This is a genomic window from Saccharopolyspora soli (assembly GCF_022678645.1).
In the GTDB taxonomy this organism is placed as follows: domain Bacteria; phylum Actinomycetota; class Actinomycetes; order Mycobacteriales; family Pseudonocardiaceae; genus Saccharopolyspora; species Saccharopolyspora soli.
Genome location: NZ_JALBWV010000072.1, coordinates 1 through 17,561, shown reverse-complemented (window position 1 = coordinate 17,561; position 17,561 = coordinate 1). Strand labels below are relative to the sequence as shown.

At 63.7% G+C, this 17,561-nt stretch carries 14 protein-coding genes and 4 pseudogenes; 7 read left to right on the top strand and 11 right to left on the bottom strand.

What is annotated here, in order from left to right:
• Positions 1-8: 8 nt before the first annotated feature.
• Complete coding sequence (locus tag MOQ72_RS45875) at positions 9-227, bottom strand: acyl-CoA thioesterase (RefSeq protein ID WP_372495627.1); 219 nt, start codon at positions 225-227, stop codon at positions 9-11.
• A 500-nt stretch (positions 228-727) separates the two neighbouring features.
• Between MOQ72_RS45875 and MOQ72_RS36645 the strand changes: the two are divergent.
• Positions 728-868: pseudogene (locus MOQ72_RS36645) on the top strand (IS630 family transposase); the annotation flags it as partial.
• A gap of 223 nt (positions 869-1,091) precedes the next feature.
• Here MOQ72_RS36645 and MOQ72_RS36640 read toward each other — a convergent pair.
• Positions 1,092-1,595 (bottom strand): PaaI family thioesterase, encoded by a 504-nt coding sequence (locus MOQ72_RS36640; protein WP_242190433.1) that lies wholly within the window; start codon positions 1,593-1,595, stop codon positions 1,092-1,094.
• A 413-nt stretch (positions 1,596-2,008) separates the two neighbouring features.
• Here MOQ72_RS36640 and MOQ72_RS36635 point away from each other — a divergent pair, with 413 nt between their 5' ends.
• Positions 2,009-2,575, top strand: a complete 567-nt coding sequence (locus MOQ72_RS36635; protein WP_242190431.1) for a TetR/AcrR family transcriptional regulator — start codon at positions 2,009-2,011, stop codon at positions 2,573-2,575.
• 101 nt (positions 2,576-2,676) lie between these two features.
• On the opposite strand, the gene MOQ72_RS36630 is transcribed toward MOQ72_RS36635, so the two are convergent.
• A complete protein-coding gene (locus MOQ72_RS36630; protein ID WP_242190474.1) occupies positions 2,677-5,427 on the bottom strand; it encodes an ATP-binding protein in 2,751 nt (916 codons plus the stop codon).
• 297 nt (positions 5,428-5,724) lie between these two features.
• On the bottom strand, positions 5,725-6,945 hold the full coding sequence (locus MOQ72_RS36625) for an acyl-CoA dehydrogenase family protein (protein ID WP_242190430.1): 1,221 nt from the start codon (positions 6,943-6,945) through the stop codon (positions 5,725-5,727).
• A gap of 489 nt (positions 6,946-7,434) precedes the next feature.
• Here MOQ72_RS36625 and MOQ72_RS36620 point away from each other — a divergent pair, with 489 nt between their 5' ends.
• Positions 7,435-7,680, top strand: coding sequence for a hypothetical protein (locus tag MOQ72_RS36620; RefSeq protein WP_242190429.1), 246 nt, complete (start codon positions 7,435-7,437; stop codon positions 7,678-7,680).
• 175 nt (positions 7,681-7,855) lie between these two features.
• Here the strand turns inward: MOQ72_RS36620 and MOQ72_RS36615 are convergent, their stop codons facing one another.
• From MOQ72_RS36615 to MOQ72_RS45865, 5 genes are all read right to left on the bottom strand, one after another.
• On the bottom strand, positions 7,856-9,454 hold the full coding sequence (locus MOQ72_RS36615) for an AMP-binding protein (RefSeq protein ID WP_242190428.1): 1,599 nt from the start codon (positions 9,452-9,454) through the stop codon (positions 7,856-7,858).
• Between the two features lie 383 nt (positions 9,455-9,837).
• The gene (gene cas5 / locus MOQ72_RS45870) at positions 9,838-9,954 is read right to left on the bottom strand and encodes a CRISPR-associated protein Cas5 (protein ID WP_372495626.1); all 117 of its coding nucleotides are present in this window, start codon (positions 9,952-9,954) and stop codon (positions 9,838-9,840) included.
• A gap of 437 nt (positions 9,955-10,391) precedes the next feature.
• Positions 10,392-11,894: a flavin-containing monooxygenase gene (locus tag MOQ72_RS36610; protein ID WP_242190426.1), complete on the bottom strand. Its 1,503-nt coding sequence runs from the start codon at positions 11,892-11,894 to the stop codon at positions 10,392-10,394.
• A gap of 461 nt (positions 11,895-12,355) precedes the next feature.
• Positions 12,356-13,051 carry an SDR family oxidoreductase gene (locus MOQ72_RS36605; protein ID WP_242190425.1) on the bottom strand — a complete coding sequence of 232 codons (696 nt, stop codon included), beginning with the start codon at positions 13,049-13,051 and terminating at the stop codon, positions 12,356-12,358.
• Positions 13,052-13,126: 75 nt separating this feature from the next.
• Complete coding sequence (locus tag MOQ72_RS45865) at positions 13,127-13,315, bottom strand: BTAD domain-containing putative transcriptional regulator (protein ID WP_372495625.1); 189 nt, start codon at positions 13,313-13,315, stop codon at positions 13,127-13,129.
• Between the two features lie 566 nt (positions 13,316-13,881).
• Here MOQ72_RS45865 and MOQ72_RS45860 point away from each other — a divergent pair.
• A complete protein-coding gene (locus tag MOQ72_RS45860; RefSeq protein ID WP_372495624.1) occupies positions 13,882-14,034 on the top strand; it encodes a helix-turn-helix domain-containing protein in 153 nt (50 codons plus the stop codon).
• A 222-nt stretch (positions 14,035-14,256) separates the two neighbouring features.
• Here the strand turns inward: MOQ72_RS45860 and MOQ72_RS45855 are convergent.
• Together MOQ72_RS45855 and MOQ72_RS45850 are read right to left on the bottom strand one after the other, a co-directional pair.
• Positions 14,257-14,433: pseudogene (locus MOQ72_RS45855) on the bottom strand (transposase); the annotation flags it as partial.
• Positions 14,434-14,788: 355 nt separating this feature from the next.
• Positions 14,789-15,040: pseudogene (locus MOQ72_RS45850) on the bottom strand (IS110 family transposase); the annotation flags it as partial.
• 651 nt (positions 15,041-15,691) lie between these two features.
• Here MOQ72_RS45850 and MOQ72_RS36595 point away from each other — a divergent pair.
• The 3 genes and pseudogenes from MOQ72_RS36595 to MOQ72_RS36585 form a co-directional block, all read left to right on the top strand.
• Positions 15,692-16,303 carry a TetR/AcrR family transcriptional regulator gene (locus MOQ72_RS36595; RefSeq protein WP_242190423.1) on the top strand — a complete coding sequence of 204 codons (612 nt, stop codon included), beginning with the start codon at positions 15,692-15,694 and terminating at the stop codon, positions 16,301-16,303.
• A 173-nt stretch (positions 16,304-16,476) separates the two neighbouring features.
• Positions 16,477-17,328 carry an IS110 family transposase gene (locus MOQ72_RS36590; RefSeq protein ID WP_308198044.1) on the top strand — a complete coding sequence of 284 codons (852 nt, stop codon included), beginning with the start codon at positions 16,477-16,479 and terminating at the stop codon, positions 17,326-17,328.
• A gap of 15 nt (positions 17,329-17,343) precedes the next feature.
• Positions 17,344-17,561 (top strand): annotated as a pseudogene (locus MOQ72_RS36585) (hypothetical protein); the annotation flags it as partial.

The window sequence follows — 17,561 nt, the reverse complement described above, 5'->3', positions numbered from 1 at the left end:
GGCGACCGTTAAGCGGTTGCCACGCCGACGGAGCCCAAGCTTCTCTCAGCTTCCAACAGGACTGGCCCGAGTTTATGCCGCACCATGGTCTCCACTGAGACTCCGGCGCGGCCGAGGAACACGCCCCGGGCATAGTCGGCCCAATCGAAATACATGAGGGCGTTCACATGGCCGTTGAAGTCCGTTTCGTACCGTCGTGGAGTCAACGTCACGGTGAAGACGCTCATAGCACTCAGCAATCCTTTCAGCGGCGAACCACCTAGAGCGACGGTAGGTGGCGAGCGAACGGCTTGGCGCCTGTTGGACGACGTCATCGATGTACGTCACGCCCTAGCTGTACTGCCCATGGAGGTTGTGGACGCGTAGGTTGATGATCTTGGAAAAACAAGATCAACCAACGGAGATCACTAGCTGCGGCTGCTAGGCACCGAGAACGAACGATGGACGGCTCCGATCGTCGAGCGACACGCGAGGTCCTGTCGGCTTCGTCATTGAAAGTCCTTTCGTCTCGCCAGACCGTGTGGGGTCAGATCAGCGGGCAAGGAACCAGACGACCCCGGCTACGCGGGTCCCCCTCGACCGACAGGGCGCTGAGTGGCGCGCGCCAACATAAGGCCCCGCTGCCAACCTCTTTCCCGGACGACGCACCGGACAACCCATACATCCGGATAGCCTCGCGGCGCTCGTCAACGACCGGGTATCCGGACGTATCGCCGCTCCGTAGAACGCCATCGTGCTCTGCTGTGACGAGAAGTCGCGGATCCAGGCGCTGGACCGCACCGCGCCGATCCTGCCGCTTCGCCCTGGAATCCTCGAAAGACAGACCCACGACTACCTCCGGCATGGCACCACCAGCTTGTTCTCGGCTCGCCAGCGTCCGCGACCTCATTGACGCCATCCGCCGTTCGGCCATCTGGTCCCAGGTGAGTGTGCCGCGCAGTGCTTCGGGAAGGTCGGACACGGCGGCGCTAAGGCTGTCGCGGACCGCGTCGGCGCTGCGGTCGGCTCCGAGGTGGCCAGCACGACGAACCGGCTGGATCGTTCGACCAAGGTCGCGATGCCGACTTCCCGGTGGCGCCGAGGATGGTGGGTCAGGGTTGTGCCTTGCGGGCGCGGTCGGCCAGTCCTTTTCGTGACATCAGTTGGCTGGTCACCGACGCGGTGGCGACGAGCTGCCCTGTCTGGTCGAAGAGCTCGGCATATAGGAAAGCCACCGATTTGCCTGCCCGTATAACCCGCCCGAGGCACTCGAACGTGCCAGGACGCGCCGGAGCGATGAAGCTGGCCGAGAGGTTCGTCGAGGGAGCCGCGCGGCCGGTCAGCATCGTCGCCGCATAGGTGGCGGACTGGTCGAGCATCTGGGCAACGTAGCCACCACCGATAAAACCCACCACATTGCTGAACTGCTCGTCCAGGGTGAACCGCAGCCACAACTCACCGCGCTCGACATGCGCCTGGACGCACTCCGCGCCAATCAGCCTCATGCCGGGCGGCATCTGCACATTGGCTCTATCGATGAACTCCTCGGCGGAGACGGGCTCCTCCGAGGTCGCGAACGCGTCGCGCACCGCTGCAATGCTGTCGTCAGAAGTCATCACGCTGTCCTTAACCGAACGGGCACTGTCTGGTATCAACACGGCCCAACCGATCTCACGGCTGTGTCTCACGACGCCTGTTGGACACGGCCGCACGTGAGGGGTAGTGCCAGAGGGCAAGCATTAGGGAGTGCGGTTCGCGGTGATGCCGTACGAGGCGTTCTCGATCGCGAGTGCATATCAGGTCGTGTAGTCCAGACCTGGAAGCAGCGCGCTTTATGTTTCCCATCGCGCCAAGCAGTTCAGATATAGCTCAACCCAGCACGCATCCATCTCCTTCAAACCTGATGATTCCAGTAGCGACGTTCGACACTCTGCCAGATACCTTACGCAGTGTCAATTGAGACCAACGAGACGTCAATCACTGCCGACTCGATGTAGACTGGACGGCATGCGGCATCCAGCTTACATCAGTGGATTTGTCATTCCCGTCTTGCAGTCGACGTGCCGCGCGGCGTTCTGGTGATGACCGCGAGCTCGCGATCTTGGCCGCCGCTGAGCGACTACTTGGTCAGCGTTCACTGCAGGAGATCTCGATCGATGACCTCACGCGATGTGTTGGCATCTCGCGCCCCGCGTTCTACTTCTACTTTCGGTCCAAAGACGACGTGCTGCTCGCCTTACTCGACCGAGTAGCAGCCGAGTCCTTTACCGTCACAGACCGACTTTTCCGGTCGGACAGTGATGACCCCGCTGAACAGTGGCGACAGGGCATTAACGCCGGGATCCGAGCATTTCGTGAGCACCGCGGCGTGCTAGTGGCCACCGCGTACGCGAAAGCCACTAACCCAGAGGTGCGGCAACTATGGAGCACGATCATGATGAACTGGGTACATCTCACCGCCAAGACAATCGACGCTGAACGTCGACGTGTTGACCCGGTTGAGGAGGCTGCCGTCCACGTCGTAGAAAGGCATCACCGGGTCCTCGGTAAACAGGTCGGCGACCTCGTCCCACCGATTTTCGCAGTAGTGCGGTAATTCGTGGGTGTCGCCAGCGCAATCGCAGCGGATGAGCCCTTCCCACCACCCGGTAACCAGGCTGGAACGGTCACTATGCCAGCGCGTCAGCCAGACGGTGTTTATGGTCGTCGGCGATCATGCGACCGGCGTTGCCCAGCCTCGGCGGACCGCAGGATCGGGCCGAGATCCGCGCGGGAGCTGACTCCGAGCTTGGGGAAGATTCGACTGAGGTGGGTGCTGACCGTGCGATGCGACAGGTAGAGGCGCTGGCCAATTTCCCGGTTGGTGAGCCCGTCTGCGGCGAGCTGGGCGATGCCGAGTTCGTGCGGCGTCAGGCGGTCCCGCGCATCCGGGCCGCGACGCGGACCCGGCTCCCCCGCGGTGCGCAGTTCCGCTCGCGCCCGATCAGCCCACGCGTGCACACCGAGCGCGTCGAATGTGTCACGCGCCGCCCGTAAGTGGGTCCGGGATTCCACGACCCGCCGCTGCCGCCGCAGCCACTCGCCGAAGGCCAACTGGAGACGGCCGCGTTCGAGTGGCCATCCGGTCAGATCCGCCTCCAATGCAGCGGCGAACAGCTCGTCCCTGTCTTCCCGCGGGGAGAGAACCGTGCGCGCGTAGCGCAGGCCGATCTCCAGGGCCGGGGAAGGAGTGCGCGCTCCCAGCGACTCCAGATCGTTGACGATGTCCCTCGCCGCGTCAGACTGTCCTGATCGGACAGCCGCCTCCGTTAGCTCCGAAACTGCACACGCCCGAATTGCAAACTGGTAAGCGGGATCCGCAGGGTCGAGCATCCGGCGAAGGTCGGCGAACGCGTCGTCGAAACGCCCCTCGCCGAACGCGACGAGCCCACGTGCGAGCTGCGCGGTGGCCAGTACCGGTCGGGCACCGGCGGCCAGACCGACCTGCTCCGCCTCCTTCACGAGCGTCGTAGCTTGCTCGTAGTCACCCCGCAGCGCGGCGATCTCAGCTTGCACGGCCTTGGCCAGTCCGCATATGAAACGCTGGTTGGTCTCGTGTGCCATTTGGACCGCCTCCGCCGCGACCGGTAGCGCCGTCGGCAGGTCGCCGAGCCGGACGCAGCTCCACGCCTGGACCGTCAGCACCCGGGCCAGCAGCCCGAGCCGGCCCTGAGCACGCAGCCCGGGCACTGCGGATGCGGAGAAACGAGCGGCGAGGTCGAACGCACCGACCATCACTGAGGCGCTGCTCAAGAAGCGGTCCGCCTGGGCATCCTCGCCCGCCGCAGCAGCGAGCGCTCGCAGCCCGGCAAGTACCTTGTCGCCACGCTCGAACGGGGCCCCATATGCGGAGATCGCGACGATCCGAGGATCGTCCGCCGGGATCGGCAGCCGGTCGGCCACAGCGAGCAGCAACCGGCGGGCCTCGGAACCCGGCTCGGTCCAGAAACACCGCATTGCGGCACTCCACAGGATGCGCATTGCCAGTTCGACATCACCGTCGGCGGCGACCGATTCAGCCAGAAACGCCAGCTCCGGCGTCCGGGAAGTGTCCTCGCGCACGCCATCCTCGAAACTGCTGGGTAACCAGGTGGCTATGGCGCGCTGGCGCGCCGACAGCTCCACCGTCTCCGCTTTGCGCACCAGATGCTCGACCAGATCCCGCTGCCCGGACTCGAACGCCAGCTCCGCCGCCCGCAGCAGCCGCTCGGCCAGGCGATCCGGCATTTTGCTCAGCCGCGCCGCATGCTCCAGCGCGGCGATCGCCGCGTCGACACCGCCGCGGCGCAGAGCTCGGTCGGCCGCCAACTCCAGCGCGGACGCGGTGCGCTCGCTCGTCCCAGCAGTCGCCGCGGCGCGATGCCAGGCCCACCGATCAGCCTGATCGCGAAGGGTCTCGGCAAGCGCACGATGCGCTTGTAGACGCTCACCCGGATCGGCCGCCGCGGGAATGGCGGAACGCATCAGCGGATGTCGGAAGGTCAGTCTGCCGAGGCGAAGCTCGATCAGCCGGGCATCGATCGCCGGGGTCAGGATATCCAGCTCCACTGACCTACCGAGGACGCCGCCCGTGGCTTCAAGAACCTCGGCGACCGATGGACTGTCGTTGAGCGCCGCGACCAGCAGACCGGTCCGGGTTTGTACCGGCAGCCCGGCGATGCGAGCGGTGAACGCGTACCGGAGCCGGTCGGTCAACGGCAGTACCGGATCGAGCCCGTCCAGGCTCCCGACTGATGCAGGCAGTTCGGTCAGTGCGAGAGGATTTCCGTCTGCCTCGCGGAGCAGCCGCGACCGGATAGCGGGAGTGAGACCAGGGGCTACAGAATCCAGCAGCTCACCAGCGACATCCTCGGACAAGCGATTAAGGTCCACAGACGGCAGGTCGACATCGGCCAATGGCGAATTGGAGCCCTCCCGTGCGGAGGCGACCAGCACGATAGGCTCGGATTCCAGTCGCCGCGCGACAAACGCGAGCACATCCGAACTGGCGCTGTCCAGCCAGTGCGCGTCCTCGGCGACGAGGAACAGCGGCCTGTGGACGGCCTCCTCGGCCAGCAGCGTCAGCGTGGCGAGTCCGACCAGTGGTCCGCTCGGTGCGGCGACATCGGCGAGGCCCAGCGCGCCACGAAGAGCGTCGCACTGCGGCCCCGTGAGCGCGCCCATGCCGGCCCGGATGGGGTAGATCAGCTGATGCAGCCCCGCGTAGGGCGGGCCCTGCTCAGCCTCGACGCCGGTGATGGTAAGCACACGCATCCCCGAGGCCGAGGCTATGCTGGACGCCTCCGCTAGCAAGGCCGACTTTCCGATACCCGGCTCGCCGCGGACGATCAGGGCACCACCCCTGTCTTCGACACCACCAATCAGCTCGGCAAGGTACTTGATCTCCGCGTCCCGCCCGAAAAGCGACATGGCATGCATTCCCACGTTAGCTCCGATACCGGAAATGGACTCCAGTCCGACCCGGCGCATGCCGAGCACTCGCCAATTCCCCGATCGTGCGTTCCTCGGCCGCATCCCGTGGCGGGACGCGCCACCAACACCTTCGGCAGAACCCACACTCCGCAGACCCACGCTCAGCAAGATCAACGATCAATATACGTGTTCATTGAGGAACGCAGCACCTAAAGCCGTTGGACGGTAACCACGACACGTCAAACTGCTAAGCAGGGAGTCGCGCGCGGCTCCCTGCTTTGGTTTCGTATCCAGTCACGTCGACGCGCTGATGCGCTCCTCGACACCGAGCAATGCCTTTCCATGAACTTCGTAGGCGACGAAAGCGTTAAGGGCGGCATGCCTGGCCGCCGTGTTGGCGTCGCGCCAGTACTGCTGTAGGCGGTTGGATTCGGCGAAGGCACCGGCACCGTGCGCGTTGAGCAGGATCTGGATGGCCTCGACGGCTTCTTGAGCTGCATGGCAGACCTGGGCCCGCAATTCGGCACGGGCGTCGTGGTCGAGGACCGGGCTTTCGCCTGCGGTGACCTTGTCGAGTTTGGCGGCGATGTCGTAGGCCAGTGTCCGGGCGACCTTCAGCTTCATCGCCGCCTGCCCGATCTGAATCTGCACCCCCACCGAGTCGCTCTGGCGTGCGAAGAACGTATGGACCATCGCCTTGGTGGGCGCCTTCTCGATGACCAGCTTTAGCGCCGCAGTTCCCAATCCCAGAATAGTACCGAAGAGGGGCAGCGTGCCGACCGGTGCTAGCGGCATCTTGTACATTGGCACGTCGGCGGAGAGCTCAGTAGGTATGCCGTTATCGAGGGCTTCCGTGCATAGCGTCCGGTGTTCCGGCACGAATATGTTGTCTACGACGACGGTGTCGCTGCCGGTGCCTCGCATTCCTATAGTCTGCCAGGTCCGCTCGATGGTGACTTCCGAGGTAGGGACCAGCGTCAGTACAGCACTGACGGTTTCGCCAGAGTCATCGACCACAGGCGAGCCCAATAGGACCCAGGCCGCGCTGTCCACACCGGACAAATAGGTCCAGCGACCGCTCAGCCGCAGTCCACCCGGTGCCGGCTTCGCAACGTGGGGGCCGCCGCTGGCTCCCGCGAGCCGCAGGTCGGGGGACGCACCGAGCATTTCCTGAAGCGACTGCTCGGGGAACAGTCCGGCTAGCCATGTTGCCGTTGTCCCGATAGCCACAAGCCATGCCGCAGAACCGTCAGCTTCGGCGAGTGTCTCGACGATTTCGAGCAAGGTTGCCTGGTCTGATTCGTAGCCGCCGAACCGCCTGGGCACGAGTAACCGGAAGAACCCGGCTTCAACGAGAGCTGCATTCACCTCGTCGGCGACCTTGCTGTCCACCTCGGCTTTCGACGCGTGCTCTCGCAGCAGCGGCTGCAGGCGCTGGGCACGTTTGACTAGCTCAGCGCGGTCGGGCCGTTCACTCGGGTTCGCGCCGGCGCCTTCACGTTCAGCGACAGTCATGAGATTCCTATCTTGTTTGGTTGATGTAAGCCAATGCACAGAGATGATGCCGCCTTGACTCCTGACATCATGCCTGCCATGCCACATACATGACCTCGACGATGGAGGCGCCCACAACGACATCAGTTCACACGCTCATGTCGTGAACAACCTTGCGCAGATCACGGTTCGGAAAACACGTTCCTCGGGCTGTTAGATATTGTCGGGCCGCATTACTCGTCGCTCCACTGACCTTGTGACACCGTCAATTATATGGTCTCGACAACTTTGGGTTTCATTCAGCAGCAGCGACGCGAGCACCGCCAGCTGCTGCGGGGAGAGCCACTATAAATTCTTCCGCGTCTCTCCAGGCCCCGAGCAGGCCTAGAAACCGAAGATCCTCCCATCCGTCCTGGCTCTACCCTTCGCCTGTGACGCGTCCCCTGGTTCCGGCAATGTGTCGCCCCGTGCGGCTGACGCCGATCCAGCATCTCCGTCACCCGCCGGATTGTGAAGAACAACCGGCTCAACGCCCTCGGCTTCGTCTGGACCTTCAGCACCATCGTCCGCACTGGGCCAACCAGGGAGCACTACGACCACCGATGGGCCCACGGCGACCGCCACGCCGCCGCACTGCGCCACCTGTTCAACCGAATGCTCGGCCAGCTCTACTACTGCCTCCAAACCGGACAAAACTACGATCCGAGCAACGCATTCGGCGAACAGCTGGCACCGTCCGAAGATGTCGCCGCTTGACAGTTAGCAAGATCGGAGGTCTCCCGGGGCAGTACAACTAGCGCTCGACGTAGGCGAGGCGGTCTTGGACGATCAGCTTCCATTGCTGGACAGCTCGCCAGCTGGCCGGTGCCGCTCCCAGCGCGGTGACCCGAGCGTGCCATCTGGCCCCGTGACGTGCTCACCTCGATGACCATCAACGCGCCGGCGATGTGGCTGCTTGCGCAGCATGTCTCGGTGCGTTCCACTGGCGCAGCTCCTTGCGGAGGATCTTGCCGGCCGCTGACTTTGGGACCGCGTCGATGAACTCCACCTGCCGGATCTTCTTGTGCGGTGCCACCGCGCCGGCCACATAGGACATTACGGTGTCCGGCTCCAGGTTCTCGTCGGCGCGCACCACGTATGCCTTCGGAACTTCGTTTCCGTCGCCGTCGAGCACGCCTATGACGGCGGCGTCGGTGATCTGCGGGTGGCCCAGCAGCACGGCCTCCAGTTCCGCCGGGGCGACCTGGTACCCCTTGTACTTGATGAGTTCCTTGGCGCGGTCGACCACATACCAGTTTCCGTGCGCGTCGACCCGGCCGATGTCACCGGTGTGCAGCCATCCGTCGGAATCGATCATCGCCGCGGTTTCGTCGGCCTGGCCGAAGTACCCCTTCATCACCTGCGGACCGCGAATCCAGATCTCTCCGTCCTCGTTGACACCGCGGTCCTCGCCGCTCGCCACGTCGACCAGGCGTCCCTCGGTGCTGGCGACCAGCTTGCCGACAGTCCCGTGTGGAGGGTTCGAGTCATTGTCCGGCACAAGGTGGGTGGACGGCGAGAGTTCGGTCATTCCGTAGCCCTGCACCACCCGGCAGCCGATCCGGCGGCCTGCCGCCTCGGCGAGCGCGGGGTCCAGCGGTGCCGCCGCACTGAGCACCGTATGCAGCGCGGAGAGGTCGTAGGAGTCAACAGCGGGATGCTTGGCCAGCGCCAGCACGATGGGTGGTGCGATGAAGGCGCGGGCGATGCGGTGCTCGGCCAGCACGTCGAGAAACTGGATGACGTCGAACCTGGGCAGCACGACCACGGTCGCACCCTGTCGCAGCGGGTGGTTCATCGTCGCGGTCATGCCGTAGATGTGGAACAGCGGCAGCACCGCGACGATTCGCTCGTCCTCACCCAGGTTCACCAGGGACTGTGTCTGCGCCATGTTCGCCACCAGATTGCGGTGGGTCAGCATGACTCCCTTGGGCAACGAGGTGGTTCCCGACGAGTACGGCATCACCACAGTGTCCTGGGCCGGGTCGATGGGCGCGGCCACGTCGTGGGCCGCGGTGCTCGCGACGTCGGTGATGGACCGGTATCCGTCGGCGGCGTCGCACACCAGAATTTCGTCCACTGTGGACGATTTTGCCGCGGGGACTGCGCGGTCGAGGAAAGCGGAGATCGTCACCAGCAGCTTCGCCTGGGAGTCACGCAGCTGCCGCGCCAACTCCTCCGCGGTGTAGAGCGCGTTGACCGTGGTCACCGTCGCACCGGCCATCGACGCGGCGTGAAAGACGATCGGATAGGCCACCGTGTTCGGGCTGAACAGCGCGATCACGTCGCCGTGCCGGATGCCGTTGGCCGCAAACCCGGCGGCCAGCCGGCGCACCGCGGCGTCCAACTGGGCGTAGCTGATCCGGTTGTTCGGATTGGTGCCGTCCACCAGGGCGGGGCGATCGCCTCGATCCGCGGCCCCGCTCAGCACATACTCGTGTACTGGGGTGTTGGGGATGTCGACGTCGGGGAACGGGCTACGGAATACCATTCCGGCCTCCTTGGCTGGCCGCAAACGGCCGGCGCCACTTGGTTGTTGGTGAAGGGAATCATGAGATCGTGAGCGTTGCGATCCTCACCGGCCGCGGACGGCCGGCGTCACCCGACGGCAGCAGGGAAATTCCGTGCGCAGAACGTGTGATCGTGATCAGTTCGTCGTAGGTGATCAGCTGTTCGCCCCTCAACTCGCCGCCCACGGGGTATAGGGGTATAGGTAGGCCGGTCTCCGCCAGGAACCGTGCGGGTAGCCGTGCCTGTACCAACGGAAGCAACATCGCATGTACGTCTCGCTGCATGCCACTGTATTGCCATTGCCGGGCTTGAGACCATTCGTTCAACACGAACTTGTGTCCATCTTCGGTCAGTGCGCCACCTCTACCGGGATCCGGCATCGTGGGTAATGCGCGTGATCGTGTGCTGCTGGGGCATTACCGGATACGTGAGGCGTTCCACTTTCAGCTCTGGGCGGGTGAACAGCGCTCCGGGCCTCATACCTACACGCTGACCGGTGGTGCGCCCTCCTCCGAGCGGGATAGTTCCTGGCGCACCAGACCTTCTCATGCTGCAAGCCGGCCATGTCGGCCCCGTAGTTCTTGTCATACAGACCACCGATCAGCGGGTCGCAAAGCACCCGAATCGCTGGGTCATACATGCGCGGTTCGCTAGGGCCACTGCAGTTCCCGCAGCAACCATCCCCGTTCCTCAGGACCGTCCTGTAGCCGCTGCAGCAAAGTTCGTTGCGGTCACGCTGAATCTCCGTAATGGCGGGCATCGACGATGGTGTTCACTACGACCAGAATCTGATCACCTTTGGCAACCTGTGTACCGATCTCGGCCAACCTTGGCTGTTGGGTCCAACCCAACCTCCACCGATACCGGTAGTTGTCAAATCAAATGAGACAGGCATATCGGTATATCCAGGCCGTAGGTCAGTCCAGTAGGTAGTCCGACATACGAGCGCGGCGGGTGCGGTGTCGGAACGCGATAGTGGTATCCGGCCACAGTACGGTGTTGCGGCCGGAGCGCGGGTCCTGATACCAGCTGCGGCATCCACCGGTTTGCCAGACGGTCCCGTCCATGCGGCCCATCAACCACTGGTTGAACGAGCGCTGCACCTCGGGTCGCACTTGGATCGAGCGCGCGTTGCGGCGGCGGCTCCGGCGCAAGAGGTCCACGATGTAGTGGGCCTGGGCCTCAATCATGATCAACTGGGAGTTGTGACCGAGCCCCGTGTTCGGTCCGGCCATCAGGAACATGTTGGGGAACCCAGCAACCGTCGTGCCGAGGTATGCCTCGCTGCCGCCACTCCAGGACTGGGCGAGGGTGCGCCCGTCAGCGCCCTCAATATTGATCCGGATACTGTCTTGAATGTCGAATCCGGTGCCGAAGATGAGGACATCGGCGTCCACGGTGCCCCCGTCGGCGCCAACGACGGTGTTGGGGCCCAGTTGTTCGACCGCGCACGTCCGTAGGTCCACGTGTGGCTTGTTCAGCGTGGGGTACCAGTCACTGGAGATGAGCAGCCGTTTGCAGCCGATGGTGTAGTCGGGGGTCAGTTTGGCGCGCAGTTCGGGGTCGGGAACCTGTTTGGCCAGCAGCCGGTGGGCCAATGCAGCAGTGGTGGCCATGGCGGCCGGGTCGGTGACGAAGCCGGTTGCGCGTTCTTCATGCACCCTGTAGAGCTGCCGCCGCACATGCCAGCGGTATGGCGGTAGCCAGTGGGCCAGCCAGCGGTGTCGCTGGTCGAATGGGCGGTCGCGTTTCGGCACGATCCACGGTGGGGTGCGTTGGAAGACGGTCAGCGCCGCGACTTGGTCCACGATGGCTGGTACGAATTGGATCGCGCTGGCTCCGGTACCGACGACTGCGACCCGCTTGCCGGTGAGATCGACGTCATGGCGCCAAGTGGCGGAGTGAAATATTGGGCCGCCGAAGGACTCTATCCCGGGTAGCCGTGGGTAGGCGGGCTCGCGCAACAGACCGACCGCGCAGACGAGGAACCGGGAGCGGTAGCGCTCACCACTATTGGTCACGCTTACCCAACGGGTATCCTTGGCCACCCAGCGGGTTTGTTCGACCCGCTGGCCGAGTCGAGTGTGCTCGAGCAGTCCTCGGCGGTGGGCGACCGAGCGCAGGTAGTCCAGGATCTCCGGTTGGCGGGCGAACAGCTGCGTCCAGTCTGGTTTCTGGTCGAACGAGTAGGAGTACAGCGGGGCCGGGATGTCACAGGCGCACCCCGGGTAAGTGTTGTCCCGCCAGGTACCACCGATGTCGTTGGCCGACTCGAGGATCAGAAAGGAGCGTATGCCCGCCCGGGAGAGCAACGCGGCCACGGCGAATCCGCTGAACCCAGCGCCAATGATCAGCACGTCGACGTCGTTCGCGGGCGGGATACTCTCTTCAGGCGGTGCGTGGTCAGTCAGCGAGGTCACCGCTGTTCCCCACTTCATTGGGCGACAGGACCTTTCCTTGATTTTTTGGGGGTGTTCCTAATATCACACTGACTCCGTATCTCGGTGAGAACATTTATCGGGCCTCCACTGATCCATCCTGTCTCGATCAGATGTAGGCCGCGCCGAACAAATACCAGGCTTGCACGACTTACTCTCCTGCGCTTTGACCGCTCAACTGACGGCGATGACACCCCACCAGCCGGGTAGCTGCAAATCAAACGATTCCTGTGTGCCAACCGGGTCAATATCACTGGCTCGGTTTCACACAGCATTTCCCTAACTTCCAGTATTTCCTGGATCGCTATTGGGCTCTCAGGCGTAGGAAATCAACCCAGATCCATCGAGACATGGGTGGCATCGCGTCCAGCCCTCCGGCTCTGGCCACGGAGTCAGAGCAGGCTCCCGCAGTCAGGGGGTTATGGGGCGAGCCATCCCGGTCATTACCGGATTTCTCCGAAGCTTTTGGTGGTCATGCCGAGTCCGCCGTGGATTTCAATCTCCTGAGCGGTGAGGTAGCCGGTGTGCTCGCTTGCGAGATAGGCGACCAGCTCGGCAATTTCAGCGGGCTCGGCGAACCGACCCATCGGTATACCTCGGAGCCATCGGGTGCGCACCTGGTCGGGCAGTCCGAGTACTTTCGGCGTGGCCACCAAGCCAGGAAGCACACAGTTCGCGGTGATCCCGTATGAGGCGTTCTCAATCGCAATGGTACGCATCATGCCGTGCAGTCCGGCCTTGGAAGCAGCGTAGGCAACCTGGCCCGCCAGTCCGAGGTGACCAGCGAGACTGGAGATAGCCACCACCCGTCCCCAACCGCGCTCGCGCATACCGCCAAGGCATGCCTGGATAACCCTGAATCCGCCGGTGAGGTTGGTGTCTACGTCTCGGTGCCACTGCCGTGTCGTCATCTCGTGCGCTGGGGCGATAGTGTCCACAGTTCCAGCGTTGGATACGCACACGTCTACCCCGGCCAGCACATCCAGCGGGAGTGGGTCGGTCGTCAAGTCGAGCTTGAGGTCGCATGGTTCGACCACGTCGAGGGTGATGACGGAATGACCGGCGGTGCGCAGCCGGTCAACGATGGCACTCCCTATCCCGCCGTTAGCGCCGGTCACCAGCGCGGTGCGAGTTGTCATGTTCTCGGCTCCCTAATTCTTGGGTGTGTGTAGTTCCTGATAGTCGGCTGACGCTGCGGCGCGCAAGGTTTCGGCTTAGTGGCTGTATCTGTAGAGGGCAAATATTGATCGCTTTCCGAGCCGTTGACGGTGACTCTGTGCAGTCATCGTCAGTCTCAGTTTGGCAAACAACTCGACATGTCGTCCTGGTTCTATCTCGGCAGCAAGCCGCTCCTCTGCCACAGTCAAGCGCAATTGCTCCCATTGCGCTTGTTGGCCTCTCAAGTAAAGTATCGTGCCCTTTCTCTAGCTCAGCTCAGACAACGGACGGCTTCCTGCCACAACGACGGGCCTTCACGCAGCCGACGAGCGGCTTCCCGAGGGGGACGTGTCCTGTGCGGCCTCAATGTTAGGCAGGCTGAGGTGAAAGAATTCACATGCAGTGCGCGCCGAATAGTTCGGCGTCTTTCGCAGTCGGTGTTGATATGCAGGTCGTTGCCAGATTCCTCCACGGCGAAGGCTTTCAGGTTATTGACTATTGAGAGCCCGCCGCAGCCGTGAGCTGTCTGCGCGGACTGTCATCGTGCTTGTTTGCGGGCAATTCGATGCCCCGCAAGGCCACGCTCAGCTCGTCGGCGGATATCGAAACACACTCGCGCGGTAGCACCGCAAGCACGGCCCATGACTGAGGCGGTCCCCTATCCACCCTGCATCCTCCCTGCCGTACCCGCCGTATCGGGTCAAGCGGTTCGCATATAACCCCGCCTATTGCGCATCCACCTCCCGACAAACCCGATGATTCGAACAACAACAACAACAACACTTGACATCATGTCAGAGTCATTTACGCGATGTCAAGTATAATCAACGAAGTGTCAGTAGTGTGGAGCGTGTCGAGGCAGGCGCGCAGTCTCGAGGACATCGCCGAGGCCTTGGGGGTACACCGGAAGACGGTGTATGGCTGGTTGGCCAGATACCGCGAGGGCGGTAAGGGTTCCCAATGAAGTTGTCAAGCCGTAGGGGTGGCTGCTGATGCGGGGATCATTCTGCGGTGGCCGGGTGGTAGGTGGTGCTGTCGCGGAGCATGGCCCACAGGAGTTCAGGCGTCTGCGGGCCAGTGCGAGGACGGCTTGGACGTGGCGCTTGCCCTCGGCGCGGTTTCGGTCGTAATAGGCCCAGGAGGCTGGGCAGCAGCGGATGCTGACCAGCGCGGAGAGGTAGAACACGCGCAGCAGGCGGCGGTGGTGGTAACGCTGAGGCCGGTGCAGGTTGCCGCTGATGCGACCGGAATCCCGTGGTGCGGGTGCCAGGCCGGAGACCCCGGCCAACCGGTCGGGGTTGCCGTAGGCAGTCACGCTTCCCCCGGTGTAGGCGAGGAATTCCGCGCCCAGCAAGGTGCCCATACCGGGCAGGCTGATGATCACCGCGGCGTGGTGGTGTCGGTGAAACCGGTCCTCGATCAGCGTGTCGATCTCGGCGATTTCCTGGTCGAGGGTCATCACCCCCTTCGCCAGCCCGCGCGACCATGCTCGCGGCCAGGTCCGCGTCGGCGATGGTGGTGTGCTGAGCCTCGGCTGCCCGCAGAGCAGCGGCGGCGACGGCTGCCGCGCTGCGGACCTTGCGCTTTTTCAGCCACGTCTCCAACCGTGTCGTGCCGACACGGCGCAGCGCGGCCGGAGTCTGGTAGCCGGTCAGCAACACCAGAGCGGCCTTGCTCGTGCTGAAGTCGAAAGCACGTTCCAGGGCGGGGAAGTACTCCAGCAGCTGGGCGCGCAGCCGGTTGATCTGCCGCGTGCGATCAGCCGTGAGGATCTTCAGCTCCGTGCTGATCTCGTCCGCGACGACCAGTGGTTGCAAGTCGCGGCGCATCCTCGCTTGGTCAGCGATGATCGCCGCGTCTTTGGCGTCGGTCTTACCGTTGCCCCTGTAGGTAGCCGCGGCGTGGTGCACGGTGCGTCCGGGCAGAGAAACCACCCGCTGGCCGTGGCCGACCAACAACGCGATCAACAACGCCGCACAGTTACGACCGCGAGGCGTTCCGCCGGTCGGCGGCAGTCCGCGACGATGCGGCGTTAGCCGGTCGGGTACGTGGCGTCCTATCGGCAGTGGAACGGCAGCGGGCCGGGCACCGCGACGAAGCCATATGGCGTGCTCGATCAGCGAAGCGCATCGAGCACTGGGGCTCCGGCGCCTGCGGACGGCATCCGGTCACAACCGATCTGGTCGCGATCCTGCTGGGTATGCGGTCACGCTGGAATCGACGAACTCACAGCTGGCCCTCGTTCGACCTCTACGGGCAGCTACCCGTGGTCGTCTGGGCGGGTGCTCCCACCTATGACGTTGTAGAAACGGGCGCCATCGGCCTGACCGCGCCGCAGGGCTGGATACCCCCTCGCCGCCGCCGCGAGTTTCCTCGCATGCGTGGTGCTCGAGGTTCGCGGAGACGCCCCGATGTTGCCGGTTACGAGCCGTGGTTCGCTGCGGTGAACCTCAGTCAGAAACGCTTACACAATGTCAAGTAGAACCAACAAAGTGTCAGGAGGTCTGACTCTATGTAGACTGCACTACATGCAGCGACCGTCTACCTCAGGGGATTCGCCATCCCCGTCTCGCAGCCGACGTGCCGCGCGGCGTTCTGGTGATGACCGCGAGCTCGCGATCTTGGCCGCCGCTGAGCGACTACTTGGTCAGCGTTCACTGCAGGAGATCTCGATCGATGACCTCACGCGATGTGTTGGCATCTCGCGCCCCGCGTTCTACTTCTACTTTCGGTCCAAAGACGACGTGCTGCTCGCCTTACTCGACCGAGTAGCAGCCGAGTCCTTTACCGTCACAGACCGACTTTTCCGGTCGGACAGTGATGACCCCGCTGAACAGTGGCGACAGGGCATTAACGCCGGGATCCGAGCATTTCGTGAGCACCGCGGCGTGCTAGTGGCCACCGCGTACGCGAAAGCCACTAACCCAGAGGTGCGGCAACTATGGAGCACGATCATGATGAACTGGGTACATCTCACCGCCAAGACAATCGACGCTGAACGTCGACGTGGCGCGGCTCTACCCGGAATCCCGGCTCAGGAACTAGCGACAGCACTCAATCTCATGAACGAGCGGATATTTTTCGCCACATTCACCGATGACCAACCGGCAATACCCGAGTCCGGCATGCTCAACACGTTGCTTGAGCTGTGGCTGCGGAGCATCTACGGAACGACCTCCCCACCAACTTTTGCCGAACTGCCACCCGTAAGCCGCCAGCGGAACGCTGACTAAGCTTGCATTTAAAGGCAATGCCGGGCAGTTAAGGCATTTGGCTTGGTGTCAAGAGCCTTGGTGATCAGCGGGGGACGCTCAGACAGGACAACGGAGTTCCGGTAGAACGAGTGGTCGACCAAGATCCACTCTCGTTCAAGGAACTCCGTTGAAGCTGCGAGCCATGAACGGCAGTGGATCCCTCATGTGACCCTTACACCCCACTGCCTCGGTTCACCGACGGAGCCAAGCACATCGGGACTTCGGCCGGGGGATCGGAAAGTGGCTCAGAGTCCAGGGCGGGTCGGCCAGTGACGCTCCGGATACTGTCGTCGCTGACCGCGATCGCCGTCGAAAGCACAGGCGCCGAATCAGCCGGCCGACGAATCGCCAACACCGCTGGAACTTTGACGAAACTCCTGACATGGGCCGAAAGGTGGCCCGAACGGCAGTTCGCCGTCGAAGACGCCTTCGGCCTCGGCCGCGGCATCGCTCAACAACTCGCCGCCGCCGGGGAACACGTCCTGGATGTCCCTGCCACCCTCGTCCGACGGGCCCGCCTGCTCACCACCGGAGGCGGCCGCACAACCGACCCCGACGACGCACGCAGCGTTGCCCACCACCACACAACGCTGCGCCAAGTCCACCCGAAAGACCAGACAGCCACCCTGCGCTTGCTCTCCGACCGTCGCGACGACCTGATCCACGAACGCACCCGCGTCCTCAACCGGCTCCACCAACAGCTCCGCGAACTCATCCCCGGCGGCGCAGACTGCGGGCTCACCGCCGACAAAGCCGCAGCCCTCCTACGCCGCGTCCGACCGGCCACCGCCACCGACGCCTGCCGCCGTGACCTCGCCAGAGACCTGCTCGCCGACCTACGTCACCTGGACCAACCCCTCACCGACAACGAAACGCAATCCAAGGCCGCGATCACAGCAGCCGGCACCACCCTCCCCACCATCCACGGAATCGTGTGCCGTGCCATAAGTCGCCACTCGGTCGGCGACCTTGGGGTTTCGCTGAGTTCCGTGATCAAGCCGTGATCGCTGGTCATCCTCGTGTTGCGGCATGAGCTGACGGTGTTACGCCGCCAGGTCGGTCGGCGGTCGCAGCTGTCGTGGCCGGATCGCGGCATCCTGTCCGCGCTGACCCGCCTGCCGCCTCGCAGCCTGCGACTGGGGCAGATCGTCACACCCTCCACGCTCCTGGCGTGGCATCGGCATCTGATCATCAAGAAGTGGACCTACCAGCAGCGGTCAGGCCGCCCACCGATCAG

Coding starts and splice junctions, on each gene's coding strand:
- MOQ72_RS45875 (WP_372495627.1), bottom strand. CDS start 227: ATGAGCGTCTTCACCGTGACGTTGACTCCACGACGGTACGAAACGGAC.
- MOQ72_RS36640 (WP_242190433.1), bottom strand. CDS start 1,595: ATGACTTCTGACGACAGCATTGCAGCGGTGCGCGACGCGTTCGCGACC.
- MOQ72_RS36630 (WP_242190474.1), bottom strand. CDS start 5,427: ATGTCGCTTTTCGGGCGGGACGCGGAGATCAAGTACCTTGCCGAGCTG.
- MOQ72_RS36625 (WP_242190430.1), bottom strand. CDS start 6,945: ATGACTGTCGCTGAACGTGAAGGCGCCGGCGCGAACCCGAGTGAACGG.
- MOQ72_RS36615 (WP_242190428.1), bottom strand. CDS start 9,454: ATGGTATTCCGTAGCCCGTTCCCCGACGTCGACATCCCCAACACCCCA.
- cas5 (WP_372495626.1), bottom strand. CDS start 9,954: ATGAGGCCCGGAGCGCTGTTCACCCGCCCAGAGCTGAAAGTGGAACGC.
- MOQ72_RS36605 (WP_242190425.1), bottom strand. CDS start 13,051: ATGACAACTCGCACCGCGCTGGTGACCGGCGCTAACGGCGGGATAGGG.
- MOQ72_RS45860 (WP_372495624.1), top strand. CDS start 13,882: ATGTCAAGTATAATCAACGAAGTGTCAGTAGTGTGGAGCGTGTCGAGG.